This window comes from Halanaeroarchaeum sp. HSR-CO (assembly GCF_024972755.1).
GTDB lineage: Archaea > Halobacteriota > Halobacteria > Halobacteriales > Halobacteriaceae > Halanaeroarchaeum.
Genome location: NZ_CP087724.1, coordinates 12,718 through 31,577 on the forward strand (window position 1 = coordinate 12,718; position 18,860 = coordinate 31,577).

An 18,860-nucleotide genomic window follows, 5' to 3' on the forward strand; every position below is an offset into this window, starting at 1 on the left:
GCGGAGAACGAGACCCGGGACTACGAACGATGTAGGAGTAGTCCGGATGAAACGATAACTACTCCCGAATCGTTCTTTCGACTCTAATTGCCACGACGCCGTGCTAACGTCTCATCACCGTTATCAATGCGGGCGACAAACGTCGGATATGCGGGACACGTCCCGGTTCTCGACGGAGACCTGGTCGAGCCTCCTCGATCAGTCGGGAGAAATCCTCCTCGTGATCGATATCGAGACGGCACGGATCGCCGACGTCAACGAGATGGCATGTGAGTTTCTCGGCTACGAGGAGTCGGGACTACTCGATCGGTCGGTCACCGATATCACGGGGTTCGCGAGCGAAGCGCACTGGCGGGACCACCTCCCCTCGCGCGCGGAGGAACAGCATCTGGGCGAAAACGACCTCTATCCGGCGGACGGCGACCCGATTCCCGTCGAGGCGTCCGTCTCCCGAGTGCAGGCCAATGGCGAGGAGTACGTCCTGGTCGTCGCGCGTGACATCTCCGAACGGAACGCTCGCGAGGCGGAACTCGAACGCCAGAAACATCGGGCCGAGGAGTACTTCGAGACGGCCGGAAACGTCATGCTGGTCCTCGACCGTGACCGGACCGTCGAGCGCATCAACGAACGGGGCAGCGACCTCCTCGGCTACGAGCGCTCGGAGCTCCTCGGAGCGGACTGGTTCGAGACGGTCGTTCCGGGCGAAATCGAACCTGAAATCGAAGATATCTTCGAAGCGTTCTGGACCGCGGAGTCACCGGCGATCGAAACGCATACGCATTATATCGAGACCAAGACGGGCGAAAAACGCTTCGTCAAGTGGCACAACACCGCGTTACACGATACGTCGGGGGCGGTGACGGGGATTCTCTCCTCGGGCATCGACATCACGGAACGGAAGGCCTACGAGGAGGAACTCGACGAAACGAACACCCTTCTCCGCACGATCGTCGAGAACATGCCGATGGGGGTGCTGGTCGAGGACGCCGATCGCGATATCCTGGTGACGAACGAGGAACTGCCCCGGGTTCTGGGCGCCTCGATACCCGCCGACGAATTGATCGGCCGGGATTGCACCGCAGCAGCCCAGAACCTCAAAGAGCGGTTCGCCGATCCGTCCTCGTTCGTCGACGGGATCGAACGCCGAATCGACCGACGAGAGCCGGCACACAACGAGGAACTCGAACTCGTGGACGGTCGGATTCTCGAACGTGATTACATTCCCTTCACGCTGGTTGGCGGGCCAGCCAACCTCTGGCTCTATCGCGACGTCACGGAACGCACGGAAAAGAACCGCGAGATGGCGTCGATACGGGACTTCCTCGACGATATCTTCGAGGCGCTGCCGTACCCGCTGTACGTCCTCGATACTGAGAATTACGAGATCGAACGGACCAACGAGAAGGTACCGAATCTGGACGGGAAGACTTGCTATGACCTCTCACATCAGCGGGACAAACCGTGTCACGAGGGGGACGAGTCGTTCCCCTGTCCGCTGAAAACAGTCCTCGAAACGGGCGAACCGACGACCGTCGAACACACGCACTACGGGGACGACGGGGAGGAGTACGTCCACGAAGTTCATGCAGCCCCGATCTTCGACGAGGACGGGAACGTCGTGCAGATGGTGGAGAGTCTCATCGACATTACGTCCCGGACCGAGTACGAACGGCAACTGGAGGAGCAACGGGACAACCTCGAAGTGCTCAATCAGGTACTGCGACACGACATCCGCAACGACCTCCAGCTGGTCACCGCCTACGCCGACATCCTCGAAGAGCGCGTCGACGACCAGCAGGAGTACGTCGAGACGATCCGGGAGAACGCCAGACACGCGGTCGAACTTACGACCACGGCCCGGGATATGGCGGACGTCTGGCTGTCGGATCGCGAGGAGCGCACTCGAGTGTCACTGCAGTCCACGCTCGAAACGGAACTCGACGAGGCACGATCGGTACACGACGACGCCGTCATTACCGTTACCGGGACCGTGCCGGAGACGCCGGTCCTCGCCGACGAGATGCTGGGATCGGTGTTTCACAACATCCTCCAGAACGCGGTGCGACACAACGACAAAGACATTCCGGAGGTGACGGTGGCGACAGCGGAACGCGAGGATACCGTCCGCGTACGAATCGCTGATAACGGCCCGGGCGTGCCGGCCGAGCAGCGGGGCGTTATCTTCGGGCGGGGCGAGAAGGGACTCGATAGCAGTGGGACGGGCCTGGGTCTCTATCTCGTGAAGACGCTCGTGGAGGGGTACGGCGGGGACGTCTGGGTCGAGGAGAACGACCCGGAGGGCGCCGTGTTCGTCGTCGAATTACCGACGGAGCGGGCTGACGACTGAGCGACGCTCAGCACCGTGACGACGACATACCTTCTCTCTACTCCTTCTTCTATCGGGACGGTACCACTAATCACGATAGCTCTCGGATGGAGATGAGCGGTGCTATCGCGCTTAGCTGTCCGTGAGGCGAAAATACCGAACCGTACGTTAGAATATTTTGCGCACCTCTCTTTTCAACTGATATATCAAAGAAATTCGATGCCCCGCATCCACCCTTCGACGCGAAACAGTTTCCCCAGCAATATCGCTCACGGATACCGCCGAACGGATACGGATCACTCGGGAACCCAGTATTTTGAACGATCGACGGATAACTCTCCACGATCTTTTGAAACGTCGTCTCTCTCTATGGCATCCGTTGGCCTATATGTCAGGCCTGCCTCTTTCATCAACCGACGACAGCTTGGAATCGAATACTCGACCCCGTACGCTTCTCGGAGGAAGCGCTGGGCGAGCGTCGGCGTCCAGCCGGCAGCGTCGAATCCAACATTTTCGGGTGGTTCGTGGAGGGCTTCGGTGAATTCCGCGAACTGCGAATCGGTCAATCGGCGATTGCGGCCGGGACGGTCGCTATCTGTCGCCGATTCGACCAAGTTCTCGGCGTCGAGGCGTGTGAGCCAGTTGTATACGGTTTTGCGCTCGACGTCGAACCAGTTAGCCAACTCGGATTGGGTCACGCCGTTCTCGTAGGCGAGTGCGGCGAAAAGTCGCGTCGCTGCCCGTCCTCCGTCGATATCGTCCAGGGCATCACGAAGATCGGATTGCGAAATCGCTGCGAGTGTTTCCATATCGTGACGACTATGTATGAGTAAATAATTCTAACGATTACTGATCGTATCCGCCACTTCACGGGGGATTCCTGCGGACGGGAAAATGCTCCATCGCCCTCGACAATCGACGAAAACGAACTGCCGGAAAGATGGCCGTTGCGACTATTCGTCTGCCTCGAGATCTCGGAGATGTTCGGTCAACAGTTTCGTCTCGCCGGTCTCCTGATCGAGAAGATGGACCTCGGCGTGGAGGTCCCATCGGGATTCGTCGAACCCCTCCACGGATGATACATTATTCCAGATGATGCTCTCGTCGCGGGAGAGCAGCCCCCTGATCTGGTCGATCGCCGTCTCGGGCGTGATCGACGATCTCGCCTCCCGTGTGGTATCGATCCCGAGATCCTTCGTGAGGTACGTTCGAACCGACATGTGGCTGACCCAGTCGGATTCGAGCCGTTCGACGTCGATGTTCTCGAGGCGGAGACGGCGACGAAGATCCGTCTTCTCACTGGTCGAGACGTCCCCATCCGGGTCTCGGAGGGTTCGATAGACGGTGACCGGGGAGAAGGGCTCTCCATCGAGGAACGACCTCGCGATCTCGATGTTGACGAATCGTTCTAGTTCACGTAACGATGCGTCGCCGTCGACGTATCTCGACCGTAATTGGTCGTCGATCCCCTCCAGTTCGTACTTTCGCCGCATCTGTGCCACCTTTCGTCTCGATGATCTTTCGGTCATGATTCAGTTCGCGAACGGCTGTTCGATCGTGTGCTCGGATACCGCTGCAGCGTCCTCCGGGAGGAGAGCAGCGACGATGGTCGGTGCGTATTCGTTGATGTACCGAAAGAGGTTCTCGAGGCGAGTGGCGTCGATCGATTCGATGGAGTCGAAGAGGACCATCGGCACGGCTTCCGCTAGATCGTGAACCAGATAGCCGGACAGCGCGACGACGATACCGATGATCTCTCGCTCCGATTCGGAGAGGTTCTCGAGTGAGTCTTCGTATACCGTCCCATCGGCGGACTCCCTCACCACGTGGATATCGAATGCTGAGACCGACCCCTCATCCGTCGAGAGACGTTCGAGCCAGACCCGGCTGATGTTCTCGTAATCGAGCAGGTCGATGAGGTCTTCCATCTGCGTGTTGAACTGGTCGACGAGATCCCGCTCTATTCTATCGATCTCACCACGTGTTTTCTCCAGTTCGTCTCTACACTCGTCTAGCTGTTCTTCGATCGTCGCCGTCTCACCGATTTGCGCTTCTTTTTCGTCGATCGTCGATCTAACTGACTGAAGTTTCGATTCGATCGTTCCTCGCTCGTGTTCTTTCTTGCTCAATCGCTGGTACGCCGCTGGTAGATCGCTCTCCCGGAGCTCTTCCGTCTCTTCGACGCGCGTTTCCACCTGTGAGATTTCCGCTTCGAGCCGTTCGGCTTCTTCGTTCAACTCCTCGAGTGCGTCACGTTCGGACTCGATCGTCCGTTCTACCTCCCGAAGTTCCGTTTTCAACTGCGATCGTTCGGATTCTCTGGTCTGGATGTCGGCGATCTCCGATTCGATCTCCGATTTCCGCCGTTTGCGCTCCTGCAACTCGTCGTTTTTCTCCTGGCGGATCGATTCCAGTGTTTCGATACGCGTCTCGATCTTCGATCGATTCACTTCGGTCCCACAGGTCCAACACTCCACGGTCGCCTGTTTTGGGTTCAACTTTGCGGCGACGTCCTCGCTCGTGTTGAACTCGGCTATCGCCTCCTCTCCCTCGATGATGGACTGGTTGTTGGCGATGATGTCGCTGAGCTCTCTCACCGTCGATCGTGTGTCGGCGATATCGGTCTCGATTCTATTCAGTTCGTCCTCGAGTTCGGTTCGCCGATTCACTGGAATCGATACGTCGTCCAGCGCTTCGGTGAGGTCGGCCTTCTCGTCCTCGTACTCCGCGAGTGATTCCTCGGTAGTGGTTATCTCCCGCTCCACTCGACCGAGTTTGTCTCGAAGGCGTTCCAATTCCTCTAGATGCGCCTTCGCTGCTTCTATCTCCTCGGTCGTGCTCTCGTACGTCTCGATCTCGGCCTCGATCGTCTCGATTTCCGCTTCGACCGTCTCGAGGTCGTTTTCCAGGGAATGTTCCCGTTCCCGAAGGGCCGGCAGATCGCTCTTTGTCTGTTCGATGTCGGCCAATTCCCTCTCCAGGTCGTCACGTTCCCGTTTGAGCGATCGGATCCGCTCCGAGATAGCGGACGTATCGACACCGCGCATGAGGATATCTCGTAGCCCCTCGCCACCGTGTCGGATCGCAGAGCGGGCGGGATTCGTCGCGAAGATCGAGACGTACGTGTCGACGAGTTCCGACTCCGTGGTGATGGGACTGCCCATGCGCTGGACCGTTCCACCGTTTCGACGGTATTCTCTATCCCCGGTCATCTCGCCGATTTCGACCCGAACCGAACCCTCGTCGGCGTCCGATTTGAGCGAGACGGCGGACTCGTCACCGCCGAGGGCGGCGGCGACCGATTTGAGAAACGACGACCTGTTCGTTGCATTCTCTCCGGCGAGGATATTGACGCCAGGGGGCACGGTCATTTCGAGCCGATCGATGCCTCCGAGATTGGAGATTTCGACGTGAGACGCCGACTGTTCGCTCCGATTCATTGGCGGCTATTCATGTGCATCTCATATAATGATTCGGATTCGGTTCCCTTTACACGCTAATTATGTAAATGTCCGTCGCTCGCGAATCGAAACGGGCGGACCGGGAACGCCCGCTGTGGCGCTGAACGAGACCGTCTTTCCGCCATTATGATGGAAAGGTGTCGAGGAGGGGTGGGTCGTGTCGCGCCTGGCTGTATTCTATCGCCAACCCACCGTTCAGTAGGGATGAACGCCAGGTAGTACTGGTTCCAATCGGTAGTTCTGTGGAATTTGGCACAGAATACGGACTGGACTACGTTGTCCCCAATATTCCTGCCATCGAGGCGAACAGGGCCGTTCGGCACTACTGAACAACCGAACTCGGAATCGATTCACGTTATGGGAAATTTACCGACAGGATCCGGCGATCACTTGACGGTATTCATCCGTGCTCGAGGTTGATCTCGATCACGTTCGCGGTCTCCTGGACCTGGGTGGCGATGCCCTCGATGAACTCGTCGTTTTTCATCCGTGTTTCCGGCCCAGAGACGCTGATCGCTCCCCGCACCTCACCGTGTGCCTGGATGGGTGCGCCGACACAGCGGACCCGTTCGTTCCGTTCGCCGGTGTTGATCGCATAGCCTCGTTCTCTGATCTGCTCGAGTTCCTCGAAGAGTTCGTCCCTGCTCGTGATCGTGCTCTCGGTCATCTTCGCGAGTCCGTGCTGTTCGATGACCGCATCGACCTCGCTTTCGCTCATCTGAGAGAGGATCGATTTGCCCAGAGCAGTGCAGTGCAGACAGATTCGCTTCCCTGCGCGCGTATCGTGTTTGACGGCCTTCTCACCCATCGATTTGTACAGATAGACCCCACGCCCGTTTTCGGGAACCATGATGTTGGCCACCTCCCCGGTCCCTTCGGAGAGATCGTCGATGAGTGATTTGCCCACTCTAAAGAGGTCGACGTTCCGACGGACGTGCTCGCCGTAGTCGAGGAACTTGAGGCTGAGTCGGTACTGGTCTCCATGACGAATGAGGACGTCGTTGTCCTCCAGGGTCCGCACGTGATTGAACACGGTACTTTTCGTCACCCCGATCCCTCGTGAGATATCCGTAATTCCGGCGTCGTCGTTCTCTTTGAGATACTCGATGATCGCGAACGACGTTCCGACCGACCCGACGAGATTGTCTTGGTGGCTCATGTGGCATTCGTACACAGTCCTCATGCATAAGGCTGTTCACCAGGTCTGAACACGCTGCCGAAGTGCTTCGAACGATTCGGTCAGTAACCGGAAACGATGCCGTCCTTACGGGGATCGGTGCCCCCGATGAGCGTACCATCCGCATAGCGGGCGATCTGTCCCCCACCGAAGCTCTCCGGAGACATCACCGTGAGGTCGTGTCCCTTCCTGACCAACGTGGAGACCGTCTGGGTGTCCATGCGTGCCTCGACGGCGACCCGTCCATCGGCACGGTACCGCCACCGCGGTTCGTCGAGTGCCGCCTGTTCGGTCATGCCCCTGTCGACGAGGTTCGTTATCACCTGCAGGTGGCCTTGCGGTTGCATGAACCCGCCCATCACGCCGAACGCCATCCAGTCGTCGGCGTCGAATCGTGCGAGACCTGGAATCAGGGTATGGAACGGTCGTTTGCCTGGCGCGATGTGGTTCGGGTGGTCGGGGTCCAGGGAGAACGACCGACCCCGGTTCTGGAGGGCGATACCGGTCCCGGGGACGACCAGTCCGCTCCCGAATCCCTTGAACAGCGAATTGATGAACGAGACGACGTTGCCCGCGGCATCTGCGACGGTGAGCAACACCGTGTCTGCGTCTTCGGATCGGCCATTGGGCACGCCGATATCGACGTCCTCCGTTGCGGCCGGACCGATGTCGGACGCCCGCTTGCGAGCGTAGTCCTTCTCGTGGAGTGGGGGAACCGATTCGTACTCGGGATCAGTGATGTAATGGTGCCCGTCGGTGAAGGCGGCTTTCATCGATTCGACGAGCTGGTGGATTCGTTCGGGGTCGCTCGGGTCCACGCCATCGGCAGCCAGTTCATCGGCGATGTTGAGGGCCTCGAGGACGACCAGGCCCTGATTGTTGGGTGGCAGTTCGAAGACCTCCACGCCGCGGTACGTGGTGGATATCGGTTCGGGGTACTCGACGGCGAACTCCCGCAGATCGGCCATCGTGAGGAGTCCCCCCGCTTCCTGGACGGTTTCGACGATCCGTTCGCCCAGGGGACCATCGTACAACCCATCCGCCCCGTCGGCGGCGATGGTCGAGAACGTTGCCGCGAGGTCGGGGAGTTCGATATGTTCGCCGGGCGTCGGCGGTCGTCCGCTGGGGAGGAAGGTGTCTCGTGCGTAGTCGTCGGTGAATAGCTCGTCCGCGTGTTTCCATTTCTCCGCGATGAATTCGGTGACCGGGTAGCCATCTCGAGCGTACTCGATCGCCGGTTCGAGGAGGGTATCCAACGGGAGTCGTCCGTACCGATCGGCGATCGATTCCCAGCCCCGAGCGGTTCCGGGAACTGTCACGGTCAATCCCCCGGTCAGCGGCATCGTGGCGTCCGCTTCGTCCACACCCTGTTCCGCTGCCGCCCGCTCTCTGACCCGATCGATCGTCGCCGCCTTCGGTGCATGCCCGCTACTTTGCAGGGCACCGACGTCCCCGTCCGCCGTCCGATACAGGGCGAACACGTCGCCGCCGATTCCGGTACTGGTTGGTTCGACGACGTTCAACACCGCCGCAGTCGCCACCGCTGCATCGAATGCATTTCCACCATCTTTGAGAATATCTCTGCCGACGCTGGCGGCGAGTGGTTGGCTCGTGGCGACAATCCCGTTCGGATGGTACGCGGTAGAACGACGAGAGTTGAAACGGTCGAGGTTGCCAGACGTAACCATACACCTCCCTGGAGGGTACAGGACAATAAATCTACGCGCCGCCCACGCGCTCCACAACGCATAGTTTTATAGCCTCGACTGAATATGGTGTGGGTGAGGGTCACACCCTATGGAACAATTCGACCTCGACAGCATTGGGACGTTTATCGCACTCGGTGGCAGCTTTTCGACCCACCGAAGACAGGACGCCGAACCGGAGTGGCCGATCATGTGGACGGTTCCCCACCAGGGAATCATCCCGGAGGGCGAAGCGATCGAGATCCCCTCCTACGTCGAAGACGTGGTCCCGGGCCCAGAACCGGCAGTCATCATCGACGACGTCGGTGACGGGCTCTGGCAGGCGACCGAAGAAGAAGCCGCAGCGGCGGTGAAGGGGTTCACCATCTCGAACGACGTCACGGCGAAAGGGAAATTCCCCGCCTACCCCTACCCGGAGCAGGAAGGGTCGCTCGGGCGAGGCTACAAGAGCTTCCCGACGTTCAGCCCGACACTCGCCGGGTACGAACCGCTCGAAGCCGATGCCATCGATAACGATACGATGGTCGAGGCATTCATCGACGGGGAAACGGTGGTATCGGGTTCCACCGACACGATGGACTTCACCGTGGTCGAACTGATCGCCCACGTGAGCAAGATCATCAACTTGCAAGAGAACGACGTCATCTCACTGGGTGACCCGTCGCAACCGACTGGCTACCTGGATGACGCCGAAGAAGTCACGTGCAAAGTGGAGAAAATCGGCGAGTTGACGAATCCGATCGAGCACGTCGACTGATAGTCAAGACGGGCCGAGCGAGGCTGTGAGTCGGTCACAAGCACACTCCCCGAATCACGTTCATATTTTTCGCCGGTGCGAACTCGAGAGCGCGGCCAGCCGCTCGACTACACACCGAATAGCGCCGAGACGACGACGAGCGTCGTGATACTGACGATCGTGAGTGCGGTCAGGGTCAACAGCACCGGCCTGAACCCCGTCGCCCGCATCTCATCGACGTTGATGCCCATTCCGAGGCCCGCAAACGCGAAGAGGAAGAGCCACTTGTACGAGTTCTCCAGTGTGGCCAGTTGTCCGTCGGAGAGGATGCCGACGTTGGCGATCACCATCATGGCCACAAATCCCAGTACGAATTTCGGGAAGTTCTGCCAGAAGAGGCCGAGTGGCCGGTCGACCGTTCCCGTCTTCGACTCCGCCCGAGCGTAGTACCCGGCATACGCGATGACCGCGAGGCCGATGAACAGGTTACGCGTCAGTTTCGTCATCGTCGCCCACTGCCCCGCCGTGTCCGAGTAGGCGAACCCAGCAGCAGCGACCGGGCCGGTGCTGAACATACTGAGGCCAGCCCAGACCCCGAAGACGACGTCCTGTAAGTTCAGTATGGTACCCAGAATCGGGTACACGAACAACGTGACGGCGTCGAAGAGCAGTATCGTCGCGACGGCGAACGCGATCTGGTCTTTTTTCGCGTCGATTCCTCCGGCGACTGCGACGATTGCCGAGACGCCACAGATGGCTGCCCCGCTGGCCATCAGCGACCCCATCTTGTTGGCCAGGCCGAAGACGTTCCGTGACAGTAGCTCCGTGAGGATGGCCGTGAACGCCACGGTCGCCACCACCAGGACCACTATCTTGGGTCCCGCATCCGAAACGGCTGCCAGTGAGATCCGCGCCCCCATCAGAACGATTCCCGCCTCGAGGAGGAGCTTGTGCGATGAAACACCTGCGCTGGCCCACGCTGGAAGCCCGAACAGGTTCACCAGCACAGCGCCGAGCACGACGGCGAGGATCAGATAGTTGACGACCGGAACGTATCCGGCGCCGATCCTGGCCGCGATGCCGACGACGAAGAGCAAGAGGAGGCCCGGGAGCACGTGGAGGGCCGCCTCGCGCAGCTGGCTCACCATGGAATCTGTACGTTTGCCAGTGCCACTAGCAGAAATCCTGCCCCGACCACCGTTGCCTTCCACCCCCTATCGAGTCGGGTCCAGTGATTCGTGAGCGAGCGAGACGCTCCCCAGTACGACTGCTCCTCCGCAGAGTCCGCGGTCATAGTACAGCCTTCTAACTTGTGGACTTGTATTTATGGTTTTGGGATATTTCCACGCCGGTTCCCGGTCTGTCGGATGAGGAACATCGAGCGCCGCAGACGCCCGTACTGGCCCCTGAAGGGCCATAGATCCCGCGACCCCCGGAACACTTATGCACGAGCCAGTGTCCAGAACATACGTTATGCCCGAAGAGATGTTAGATCTGGAGATGAGCAAAACCTCGGCGGACATCGTCGAGAAATGTCTCGCCGTCGAACCCGGTGAGGAGGTCTTCGTCGTCACCGACCCCCGTAAGGTCGGCGTCGCGAAAAGCATTGCAAGAGCCTGTAACGCGGCCGAGGCCGAGACGATCACCGCGATCATGCCACTGCTCGAGAGTCACGGGAACGAACCCCCGTCGACCATCGCCACGGGGATGGCCGAGGCCGACGTCGTCTTCACCTGTACCACGAAAGCGATAACGCACACGCGAGCCCGGTTAGAGGCTGCCGATACCGGCACTCGGACGGGGATCCTTCGAAGCGTCACGGAGGATATGATGGTCGAGGGGGCGATGACGGTCGACTTCGACGAACTTAAACAGCGGACCGAGGCGCTCGCGGAGATCATGACCGCGGCGGACAGTGCCCACGTTGAAAGCAAAGAGGGGACTGACATCCGGTTCAGCATCGAGGGGACACAGGCATTCTCGCTCGATGGCTTCTTCCACGAGGAGTATGGCTTTGCGACCTTGCCGCCGGGAGAGTCGCCAACCCACCCCGTGGAGGGAACGGCGAATGGGACGGTCGTCTTCGACGTCTCGATGGACAACATCGGTCAACTCGAGACGCCCATCGAGGTGGCGTTCGAGGACGGGTTCGTCACCGACGTCAGTGGCGGCGAGGAGGCAACCGAACTCCAGCGAATCCTCGACGAGAGCGACGAGAACGCGGGGAACCTCGCCGAATTCGCCATCGGAACGAACCCCAAGGCGAAACTTATCGGGAACCTGGCCGAGGACAAAAAGCGGGCGGGGACGATGCATTTCGCCATCGGCGACAACGAATCGCTGGGCGGGACGACGAAGAGCGAGATCCACCTCGACGGTGTGCTCCGCCACCCGACGATCACACTCGACGAGACGGTCGTGGTGGAGGACGGCCGACTGCGGACGGAACTGCTCGACGACTAGCGGGAGATCAACGCAGCCATGTCCATCGATTCAATCACCATCCGTCGCCTCTCGGTGCCCATGCACCAGTCCTACGGCAGTGCTCACCACCGGGATTTCGACGAGATGGAATCGACTCTCGTCGAGATCACCGGAGAGGGAGAGTACGGCATCGGGACCGCCGATGCGACACCGGGATACTCCATCCAGACACACGACGAGATCGTCGCCAGTCTCCGAGACCGACTCGGCCCGGCGGTACTCGAGGCCGACCCGAGGACGCCGAACGCCCTCCTCGAAGTATTCGCCGCGGTCGATCAGATCCCGAACGCGAAATGTGCACTCGAAGTCGCCTTCCTCGACTGGTATGGCACGGTCCACGACCAGCCACTATCCGAACTCCTCTGGGGCGCGCGACGCGACCGGGTCCCGCTCAACGGCTGGGTCGGCATCGATACGCCCGAGACGATGGCTGAGGAGGCAAGAGAATGGCTCGCTGACGGCTATCGGTCGATCAAGATCAAACTCTCCGGGGACGCCGACACCGACGTCGAGCGAGTCGCAGCGGTGTGCGATGCAGTCTGCGAGGAGGGGATGGACGTGCGGGCCGACGTGAATCAGGGCTACGACGTCGAGACGGCCATCGAGGTCGCAAAGCGCCTGGAGGATTACCCGCTGACACACCTCGAACAGCCCGTCCCGAAAGGTGACGTCGACGGTCTCGCCAGGGTGACCGATTCCACCTCGACGGTCATCATGGCCGACGAGGCCATCCAGACCGCGGCGGACGCGTTCGACATTCTCGCCCGGGGCGCGGCCGACCGGATCAAGGTCAAGATCCTCAGGATGGGTGGCGTCCTGGGGACCCGTCGAGTGCTCGAAGCGGCCGCCCTCGCGGACACGACGGTCGTGGTCGGCCACGGGTTCGGCCTCTCCCCGGCAACGGCGGCCGAAGTGACCATGACCGCGACACACGACGCCGTGTTCGGCGCCGTGGAGAGTGTGGGCCCGCTCAAGATGGCCGCCGAACCGTTCGCGGGACTCACGATCGAGAATGGGTATGCCGAACTGCCGACCGGGAGCGGCCACGGTGTCGATGTCGATCGGTCGGCGCTCGAGGAGGTCACCGACGAGACACACACGGTCTCCTGACGCTCCCGCTCAGAGCATCGGCCAGTAGAGCCACCAACTGAGCGCGGTCACGACCGAGGCGACGACCAGCGACAACAGCCCGACGAAGAACACGTCTCGATTGTGCAACCCACTGTAATGTTCGTTGACGATGAGGACCGTCGGCAGATGAAACGGCAGGAGCGTCGTCGAACCGACGATGATGACGGTCGAGAAGGCGAAAAACAGCGGTTCGATCGAGAGCGTCTCCGCGAGCGTGATGATGACTGGGAGGGTAATGGCCAGACAGGCCGAGGCCGTCGAGAACAGGAGTCTGAGCAGGACGACGCCGAAGAGAACGATGGCAATGGCCAGCCAGACGGGGTAGGTCGTCAACGGAACGAGCCCCAGTAGCCACTCGATCAAGAACGCCATCGCCCCCGTCTGCTTCAGCGACGCGATCAAGGAGAGGATCGCACCGAAGAGCAGAAGAATCCCCCAGTTGACGGTCCGAAGATCCTGTTCGGTGAGGACACGAACGCCGGGTGCAGTCAATACCACGACGGCCAACATCGGCGGTACGATCGTCGATAGTCCAGTTAGGGAACCAATAACCCAGAGGGCGATCGTCGCGGTAATGACGACGGCGACGACCTTCTGGTCGTGGGTGATATCGACTGTCGACGCCGCTGTGTGTGAGACGGTTACCGTATCGTTCACCGAGAACACCTCGGCGAGGACGAGGGCGCTCACTCCATAGATGACGACGATCGGTGGCAGCATGTACACCAGCCATTCGAGCCAGGTGATCGCCCGGATGTCGATCCGGATGATCTCCGAGGAGAGAATCGCCATTCCGCCGCCGGTCATGAGAGCCAACGACGCTATCGGGTTGATCTGCCCGACCAGGAGGTAGGCGGACCGGAGGAAATCGTTTCGCTCGCTCAACTCGTACAGGTCGTTGAGACGATCGACGATCGGGACGAAGGTGACCGTCCTGGCGATCCCCGAGGGCATGAACAACGCCGTCGTCAACAGGTATCCCGAGAGCCGATGAAGCGACCCTTTCGGTGTGCTCGAGGCGGTCAGGAGCTGTCGAGCGACGTGCTCGTCGAGCCCGACCTTCGTAATCGCCTCACCGAGGAGGAAAAGCAGGAGGAGAAAGAAGACGAGTCGAGAGGCGAACCCGGTTGCAGCCGCATCGAAGGTGTCGGTGACCCCGAGCAACGGTAGTAAGACCACACTCAACAGGCTCGAGACGCCCAGTGGAACCGGTTTGGTCACCCACAGAACGGCGGCAAAGACGAAGATGGTCAGGGACCGCTGGGCGGTCACGGAGAGTGATGTCTCGAGGAATATCCCGGTGAGGAGGACGGCGAGGGCGAGTAGGGCACCGACTGCTGGCCGGACCGCCCAGACCGTCAATAATCGCCCGAGACGTCCTATCCGTTGCATCTACCGCACAATCGTAACGGGGGATGATTACTACTTCGGTCGCCCCCCTCCGAACACTTATCTCCTCTCCCCCGTACCGGAGAGTGTGCGATGACAACAGCACTCATTGACCAGGATATCCAGCCGACTGACCTCCTCATCGAAACGCTCGATGCCGGAATCGAGACGACGGTTGGCGGCGATCCCGATGCGGCGGCGCTGATCCAGTCGTTGAAGGAGACGGATGTTCTTTTCACCACGTCGCGACTCCCCGTTACTCGTCGGGTGTTGACGGAGACCGACCTCGAAGTCGTCGGCAAACTCGGGACCGGTATCGACAACGTCGACCTTCGTGCTGCCGAGGACCTCGGCATCCCCGTGACATACACGCCTGGGATCAACGCCCTGTCCGTCGCGGAACACGCCCTCGGGTTGACGCTCGCCGTCCTCAGACGGACACCGCGGCTGCAGGAGATCCTCGAAGGTGGTGGATGGCGGGACGAGACGCCGATCGGGACCGAATTGGCGGAAAAGACCGTCGGGATCATCGGATTCGGAAATATCGGCAGCCGACTCGCCGGCCTCCTACAGGGATTCAACGTCCAGTTACTGATCTACGACCCCTACATCCAACCCGAGGACACCCAGATTCTCGGTGGGACTCGCGTGGACCTCGACCGGTTGCTCCAGTCGGCCGACGTCGTCAGCGTCAATGCATCACTGACCGACGAAACACGAGGAATGATCGGTGCCGACGAACTCTCTCGGATGCGGGACTCCGCCGTGCTCGTCAACACGGCCAGGGGTCCAATCGTCCGCGAAGATGCGCTCGCGGAGGCCCTTACCACCGGCGAGATCGCGGGGGCCGGACTCGACGTCTTCGAAACGGAACCGCTCTCACCAGCGTCTCCACTTCACGAGCTAGATTCGGTCGTTCTCACCCCCCACAGTGGGGCACGGACGGCCGAGGCCGCCGAAGCCACGATCGAGAGATTGGCGCAGAACGTGAACGCGATACTCGCCGGCCGAGACGTCCCGGACCGATATCTGGCAGTCGCTGGCGCTTGATGTCGTCTGGGTACGAGCGCCACCGCACTGAAACGATGGAAACACTTATTGAATAACCCGAACCCTTGTTTGGTGGGTATTAGCACAATGGAACTCGGAATCGCCGGTAACACGGCAATCGTGACCGCAGGCGGTAACGGACTCGGAAAAGCAACGGCGATGGAATTCGCCCGAGAAGGGGCCAACGTCGTCATCAACGACATCAGCCAGGAGGCCCTGGACGAAGCAACAGCGGAGATATCGGCCGTCAGCGAATCGGGTGCCGAGGTCCTCGCGGTGCAAGGCGACTTGACCAGCGCGGCGGACATTCAGGAACTGGTCGCCGTCACCGTGGACGAATTCGGTGGTATCGACCACCTCGTGACGAGTGCCGGTGGTCCCCCGTCCGGGCCGTTCCTCGAGATGGACGACGACGATTGGCAGTTCGCGTACGAACTACTTGTCATGAGTGTGGTACGACTGTGCCGAGAAGCCTATCCCCACCTCAAAGAAGACGGTGGCGGAACCATCGTGAATTCGACGTCGCGGAGCGTCAAAGAGGCAATCGATGGCCTCGTCCTCTCGAACGCCGTTCGATCCGGGGTGGCTGGACTCGCGAAGACGCTCTCGATCGAATTCGCCCCCGACGTCCGGACGAACGTCGTGATGCCCGGTCCAACGGAGACACAACGGCAGGTCGATCTGATCAACGCTGCCATCGACCGGGGCGAGTACGACTCATACGAGGCCGCTGTCGAATCCAAATCACAGGGGATTCCCCTTGGACGACTCGGGAAGCCAGACGAGTTCGGCGAGTTCGTCGTCATGCTGTCCTCGCCAGTCGCGAGTTACGTCAACGGGACCGCGATAGCCATCGACGGCGGTGCGATGTCGTCCAACGTCTGAGCGACACCGGTTCCCGTTCTCCGTTCAGCACGGTCTTCGCTCGCTCGGTTCACCTCCAATCGTTCGTGTCTGGAGCAGCCGGTCCGTAAATATAGAGGGATCTATCCCAAAGGTTTATTATAATACGACATAGTGTACCATTCGCACATGCCCAACAGGCGTGATTTCGTAAAGCTGGCAGGCACAGTCTCGGTAGCAACAACGATGGGATTGGCCGGTTGTTCGGGGAATGGCGACGGTGGTGATGGCGGCGATGGTGCCGATGGTGGAGACGGTGGCGATGGTGGTGGCGGAGACGGCGGAGACGGCGGAGACGTCTACCCCGAAGAGGGCCGGTCGATCGAGTACATCGTTCCGTTCAGTGAGGGCGGGGGCACGGACACGTATGCCCGACAGATCATGGGCAAGACGACCGAGATGCTTGGCCTCAATCTGCAGGTCAACAACGTGCCGGGGGGAGCGTCCCTCCGTGGAACTGAACAGATCGTGAATGGGAACCCGGACGGCTACGAGATGGGTGGATTCAATCCACCCTCCACACCGTTGTCGTACCTCGTGTTCGAACCGGACTTCGATCTCACCGAGGTGAAGGGGGTCTGCACGTACGCGACGACGCCGTACGTCATCATCGCGAACACGGATCTGGAGGTCGACGGATTCGGTGACTTGGTGGATCGGTACCAGGATGGCGAGTTCAGTGCGATCGGCGGGTGCCAGGCCCAGGGTGGTCTCAACCACGTCGGATCGCTGGTAATGCGGAATCAGATGGGACTCGAATGGGAGAACTACGTCGGTTACGATGGCTGCGCACCTGCTGGCCAGGCCGTCGCTTCGGGCGAGATTCCGGCCACGATCGGCTCCGACCTCGCCATCGAAGGCGTCGTCGAATCCGGTCGGGCCGAGGTCGTCGCGGTCATGATGAGTCAGGGGAGTACGGTCTTTCCCGACGCGGAGTCACTCACGGACCAGGGCTTCGACAACATCGACTACATCGGCGGACTCAATCGCGGGATGTACATGCCCCCGGGAGTTGACGACGAGAAGATCCAGACCCTGTCCTCGGCGATCGAGGAGGCAATTCAGTCGGACGAGCTACAGCAGTGGTCCGAGGAGTCCGGGAATGGACTCTCGTACGGCCCCCCCGAGAACGCGGATGCACTGGTTCAGGATTCCATCGAACAGATTCCCCAGCAAGTCGACATCGAGCAGATCAGGGAACTTGCCCAGGAGTAATCGACCCACTCTGGTTTCCGCTGACCCGTGAATCTGCGTCGACTGGAGTCCCGTGAGCGACGTCGGTATCGGCGGCCAGACGAACCTCCGGTCTCGATCGTGGACCGACCGACCCCGGCCACCACCTGACATGAGCGAAACACACCGATCCACCGAACGATTCGATCCTGGAACACATTTACTGGACAGTGGGACGCTGGTCGAGGACGGAGCGGACCCGGCAGTGTCGACCCCGGTCCGACACCGCTGGGAGCGAAAACTCGCGGCCTTCCAGGGGGCCACCATGGATTCGGACCGATTACACCAGGCACTGGCGTCGCTCCTCGAGACGACAGCCGAAGCCGTCGAGGTGACACCGGTCGAGGAGAGTGAAAGGGTCTCCGTGCTGCAGGATGGGGTCCTCGTCGGGCAATGGGTCTCGCTGGCGGCCCTCCTCGCCGACGTCACTGCCTCGGCGGTGCTCGCGGAAACCGACGACCAGTGGGACGCGTTCGCCCCAGCAACGCGAGGCCATATCCTCTCGACGTTGCGGATTTACGTCCCCTCGTGTCCCATCTGTGGGTCGGGCGTCACCCTGCAAACGGGTGGGTGTCAGTGTGGCTGTGAGGGGACCGATGACTATTCGTTCGCCTGTTCGAACGACGAGTGCTCGGCCCGGATCTATCGGATCGATAAGAAGACCGCCGATGCGTTTCTGTGAGTGAACCGGTACAAAATGCAGCCCGAACGTTTATCTCCCCGACCAACCGAACAGCAATCATGACCGTACTCGCAGCAGTCGACAGAGACGACGCGGACTCGGGAGTCGTCCAGGAGGCCAAACGGTTAGCCCGTGCGCTCGAGACCGATCTCGTCGTCCTTCACGTGATCAATCGCGACGATTTCGTCGCGACGGAGTTACAGAGTATGGAGGAGCGAGACGAACCGATTCAGATGGACGAGATGAAACAGCACGCGGCCGATATCGCCGAACGAGTTGGTGACGTGACCGATATGGCGTTCGAATCGGTCGGACTCGTGGGCGACGTGCCAGCGCGTGTCTGTGACTACGCCACGGATATCGAGGCGGATTACGTGGTCATCGACGGTCGAAAACGAACGCCCATCGGCAAGGTAGTGTTCAGCGACGTCACCCAACAAATCCTCCTCAATTGCACCTGCCCGGTCGTGACGGTCCTCCACGACAAGTCCGAGGAGTAGTGAATCACCGTCACCGACGATGTATCCACCCGCTACCCTGTTGGCTCCCCTCGATTCGGCGTGGTGGCGTCGTGAGGAGCGT

General features: G+C 60.4%; 16 protein-coding genes. 9 read left to right on the forward strand and 7 right to left on the reverse strand.

All coding sequences use genetic code 11. From position 1 onward, the window contains the following. The first annotated feature begins 148 nt into the window (after nt 1-148). Complete coding sequence (locus tag HSRCO_RS00085; protein ID WP_259518344.1) at nt 149-2,347, forward strand: PAS domain S-box protein; 2,199 nt, start codon at nt 149-151, stop codon at nt 2,345-2,347. A gap of 275 nt (nt 2,348-2,622) precedes the next feature. On the opposite strand, the gene HSRCO_RS00090 is transcribed toward HSRCO_RS00085, so the two are convergent. The 5 genes from HSRCO_RS00090 to ggt all read right to left on the reverse strand — a co-directional run bounded on the left by HSRCO_RS00090 (nt 2,623) and on the right by ggt (nt 8,652). Next, a complete protein-coding gene (locus HSRCO_RS00090) occupies nt 2,623-3,135 on the reverse strand; it encodes a helix-turn-helix domain-containing protein (protein WP_259518345.1) in 513 nt (170 codons plus the stop codon). Between the two features lie 144 nt (nt 3,136-3,279). Continuing rightward, entirely contained in the window at nt 3,280-3,819 is a 540-nt protein-coding gene (rdfA, locus tag HSRCO_RS00095) for a rod-determining factor RdfA (RefSeq protein ID WP_259518346.1), read from the reverse strand. 39 nt (nt 3,820-3,858) lie between these two features. Beyond that, nucleotides 3,859-5,766 carry an archaea-specific SMC-related protein gene (locus HSRCO_RS00100; protein WP_259518347.1) on the reverse strand — a complete coding sequence of 636 codons (1,908 nt, stop codon included), beginning with the start codon at nt 5,764-5,766 and terminating at the stop codon, nt 3,859-3,861. Nucleotides 5,767-6,187: 421 nt separating this feature from the next. Then, nucleotides 6,188-6,946: an IclR family transcriptional regulator gene (locus HSRCO_RS00105; RefSeq protein ID WP_259518348.1), complete on the reverse strand. Its 759-nt coding sequence runs from the start codon at nt 6,944-6,946 to the stop codon at nt 6,188-6,190. An 80-nt stretch (nt 6,947-7,026) separates the two neighbouring features. Continuing rightward, nucleotides 7,027-8,652, reverse strand: a complete 1,626-nt coding sequence (gene ggt / locus HSRCO_RS00110; protein ID WP_259518349.1) for a gamma-glutamyltransferase — start codon at nt 8,650-8,652, stop codon at nt 7,027-7,029. A 109-nt stretch (nt 8,653-8,761) separates the two neighbouring features. Between ggt and HSRCO_RS00115 the strand changes: the two genes are divergently transcribed. Next, on the forward strand, nt 8,762-9,427 hold the full coding sequence (locus HSRCO_RS00115; RefSeq protein ID WP_259518350.1) for a fumarylacetoacetate hydrolase family protein: 666 nt from the start codon (nt 8,762-8,764) through the stop codon (nt 9,425-9,427). A 107-nt stretch (nt 9,428-9,534) separates the two neighbouring features. Here HSRCO_RS00115 and HSRCO_RS00120 read toward each other — a convergent pair whose 3' ends face one another. Beyond that, on the reverse strand, nt 9,535-10,554 hold the full coding sequence (locus tag HSRCO_RS00120) for a YeiH family protein (RefSeq protein WP_259518351.1): 1,020 nt from the start codon (nt 10,552-10,554) through the stop codon (nt 9,535-9,537). A gap of 352 nt (nt 10,555-10,906) precedes the next feature. On the opposite strand from HSRCO_RS00120, the gene HSRCO_RS00125 reads away from it, so the two are divergent. Both HSRCO_RS00125 and HSRCO_RS00130 read left to right on the forward strand, forming a co-directional pair. Next, a complete protein-coding gene (locus HSRCO_RS00125; RefSeq protein ID WP_259518352.1) occupies nt 10,907-11,869 on the forward strand; it encodes an aminopeptidase in 963 nt (320 codons plus the stop codon). Between the two features lie 18 nt (nt 11,870-11,887). Further along, nucleotides 11,888-13,000 carry a mandelate racemase/muconate lactonizing enzyme family protein gene (locus HSRCO_RS00130; RefSeq protein WP_259518353.1) on the forward strand — a complete coding sequence of 371 codons (1,113 nt, stop codon included), beginning with the start codon at nt 11,888-11,890 and terminating at the stop codon, nt 12,998-13,000. 9 nt (nt 13,001-13,009) lie between these two features. On the opposite strand, the gene HSRCO_RS00135 is transcribed toward HSRCO_RS00130, so the two are convergent. Then, the gene (locus HSRCO_RS00135; RefSeq protein WP_259518354.1) at nt 13,010-14,413 is read right to left on the reverse strand and encodes an SLC13 family permease; all 1,404 of its coding nucleotides are present in this window, start codon (nt 14,411-14,413) and stop codon (nt 13,010-13,012) included. A gap of 90 nt (nt 14,414-14,503) precedes the next feature. Between HSRCO_RS00135 and HSRCO_RS00140 the strand changes: the two genes are divergently transcribed. The 5 genes from HSRCO_RS00140 (at nt 14,504) to HSRCO_RS00160 (ending at nt 18,778) form a co-directional block, all read left to right on the forward strand. Next, on the forward strand, nt 14,504-15,460 hold the full coding sequence (locus HSRCO_RS00140) for a hydroxyacid dehydrogenase (protein WP_259518355.1): 957 nt from the start codon (nt 14,504-14,506) through the stop codon (nt 15,458-15,460). A gap of 87 nt (nt 15,461-15,547) precedes the next feature. Beyond that, complete coding sequence (locus HSRCO_RS00145) at nt 15,548-16,345, forward strand: SDR family oxidoreductase (protein ID WP_259518356.1); 798 nt, start codon at nt 15,548-15,550, stop codon at nt 16,343-16,345. Between the two features lie 147 nt (nt 16,346-16,492). Then, on the forward strand, nt 16,493-17,578 hold the full coding sequence (locus HSRCO_RS00150) for a tripartite tricarboxylate transporter substrate binding protein (protein ID WP_259518357.1): 1,086 nt from the start codon (nt 16,493-16,495) through the stop codon (nt 17,576-17,578). Nucleotides 17,579-17,708: 130 nt separating this feature from the next. Next, nucleotides 17,709-18,278 carry a hypothetical protein gene (locus tag HSRCO_RS00155; protein WP_259518358.1) on the forward strand — a complete coding sequence of 190 codons (570 nt, stop codon included), beginning with the start codon at nt 17,709-17,711 and terminating at the stop codon, nt 18,276-18,278. Nucleotides 18,279-18,337: 59 nt separating this feature from the next. Then, nucleotides 18,338-18,778: a universal stress protein gene (locus tag HSRCO_RS00160; RefSeq protein WP_259518359.1), complete on the forward strand. Its 441-nt coding sequence runs from the start codon at nt 18,338-18,340 to the stop codon at nt 18,776-18,778. Nucleotides 18,779-18,860 lie beyond the last annotated feature (82 nt).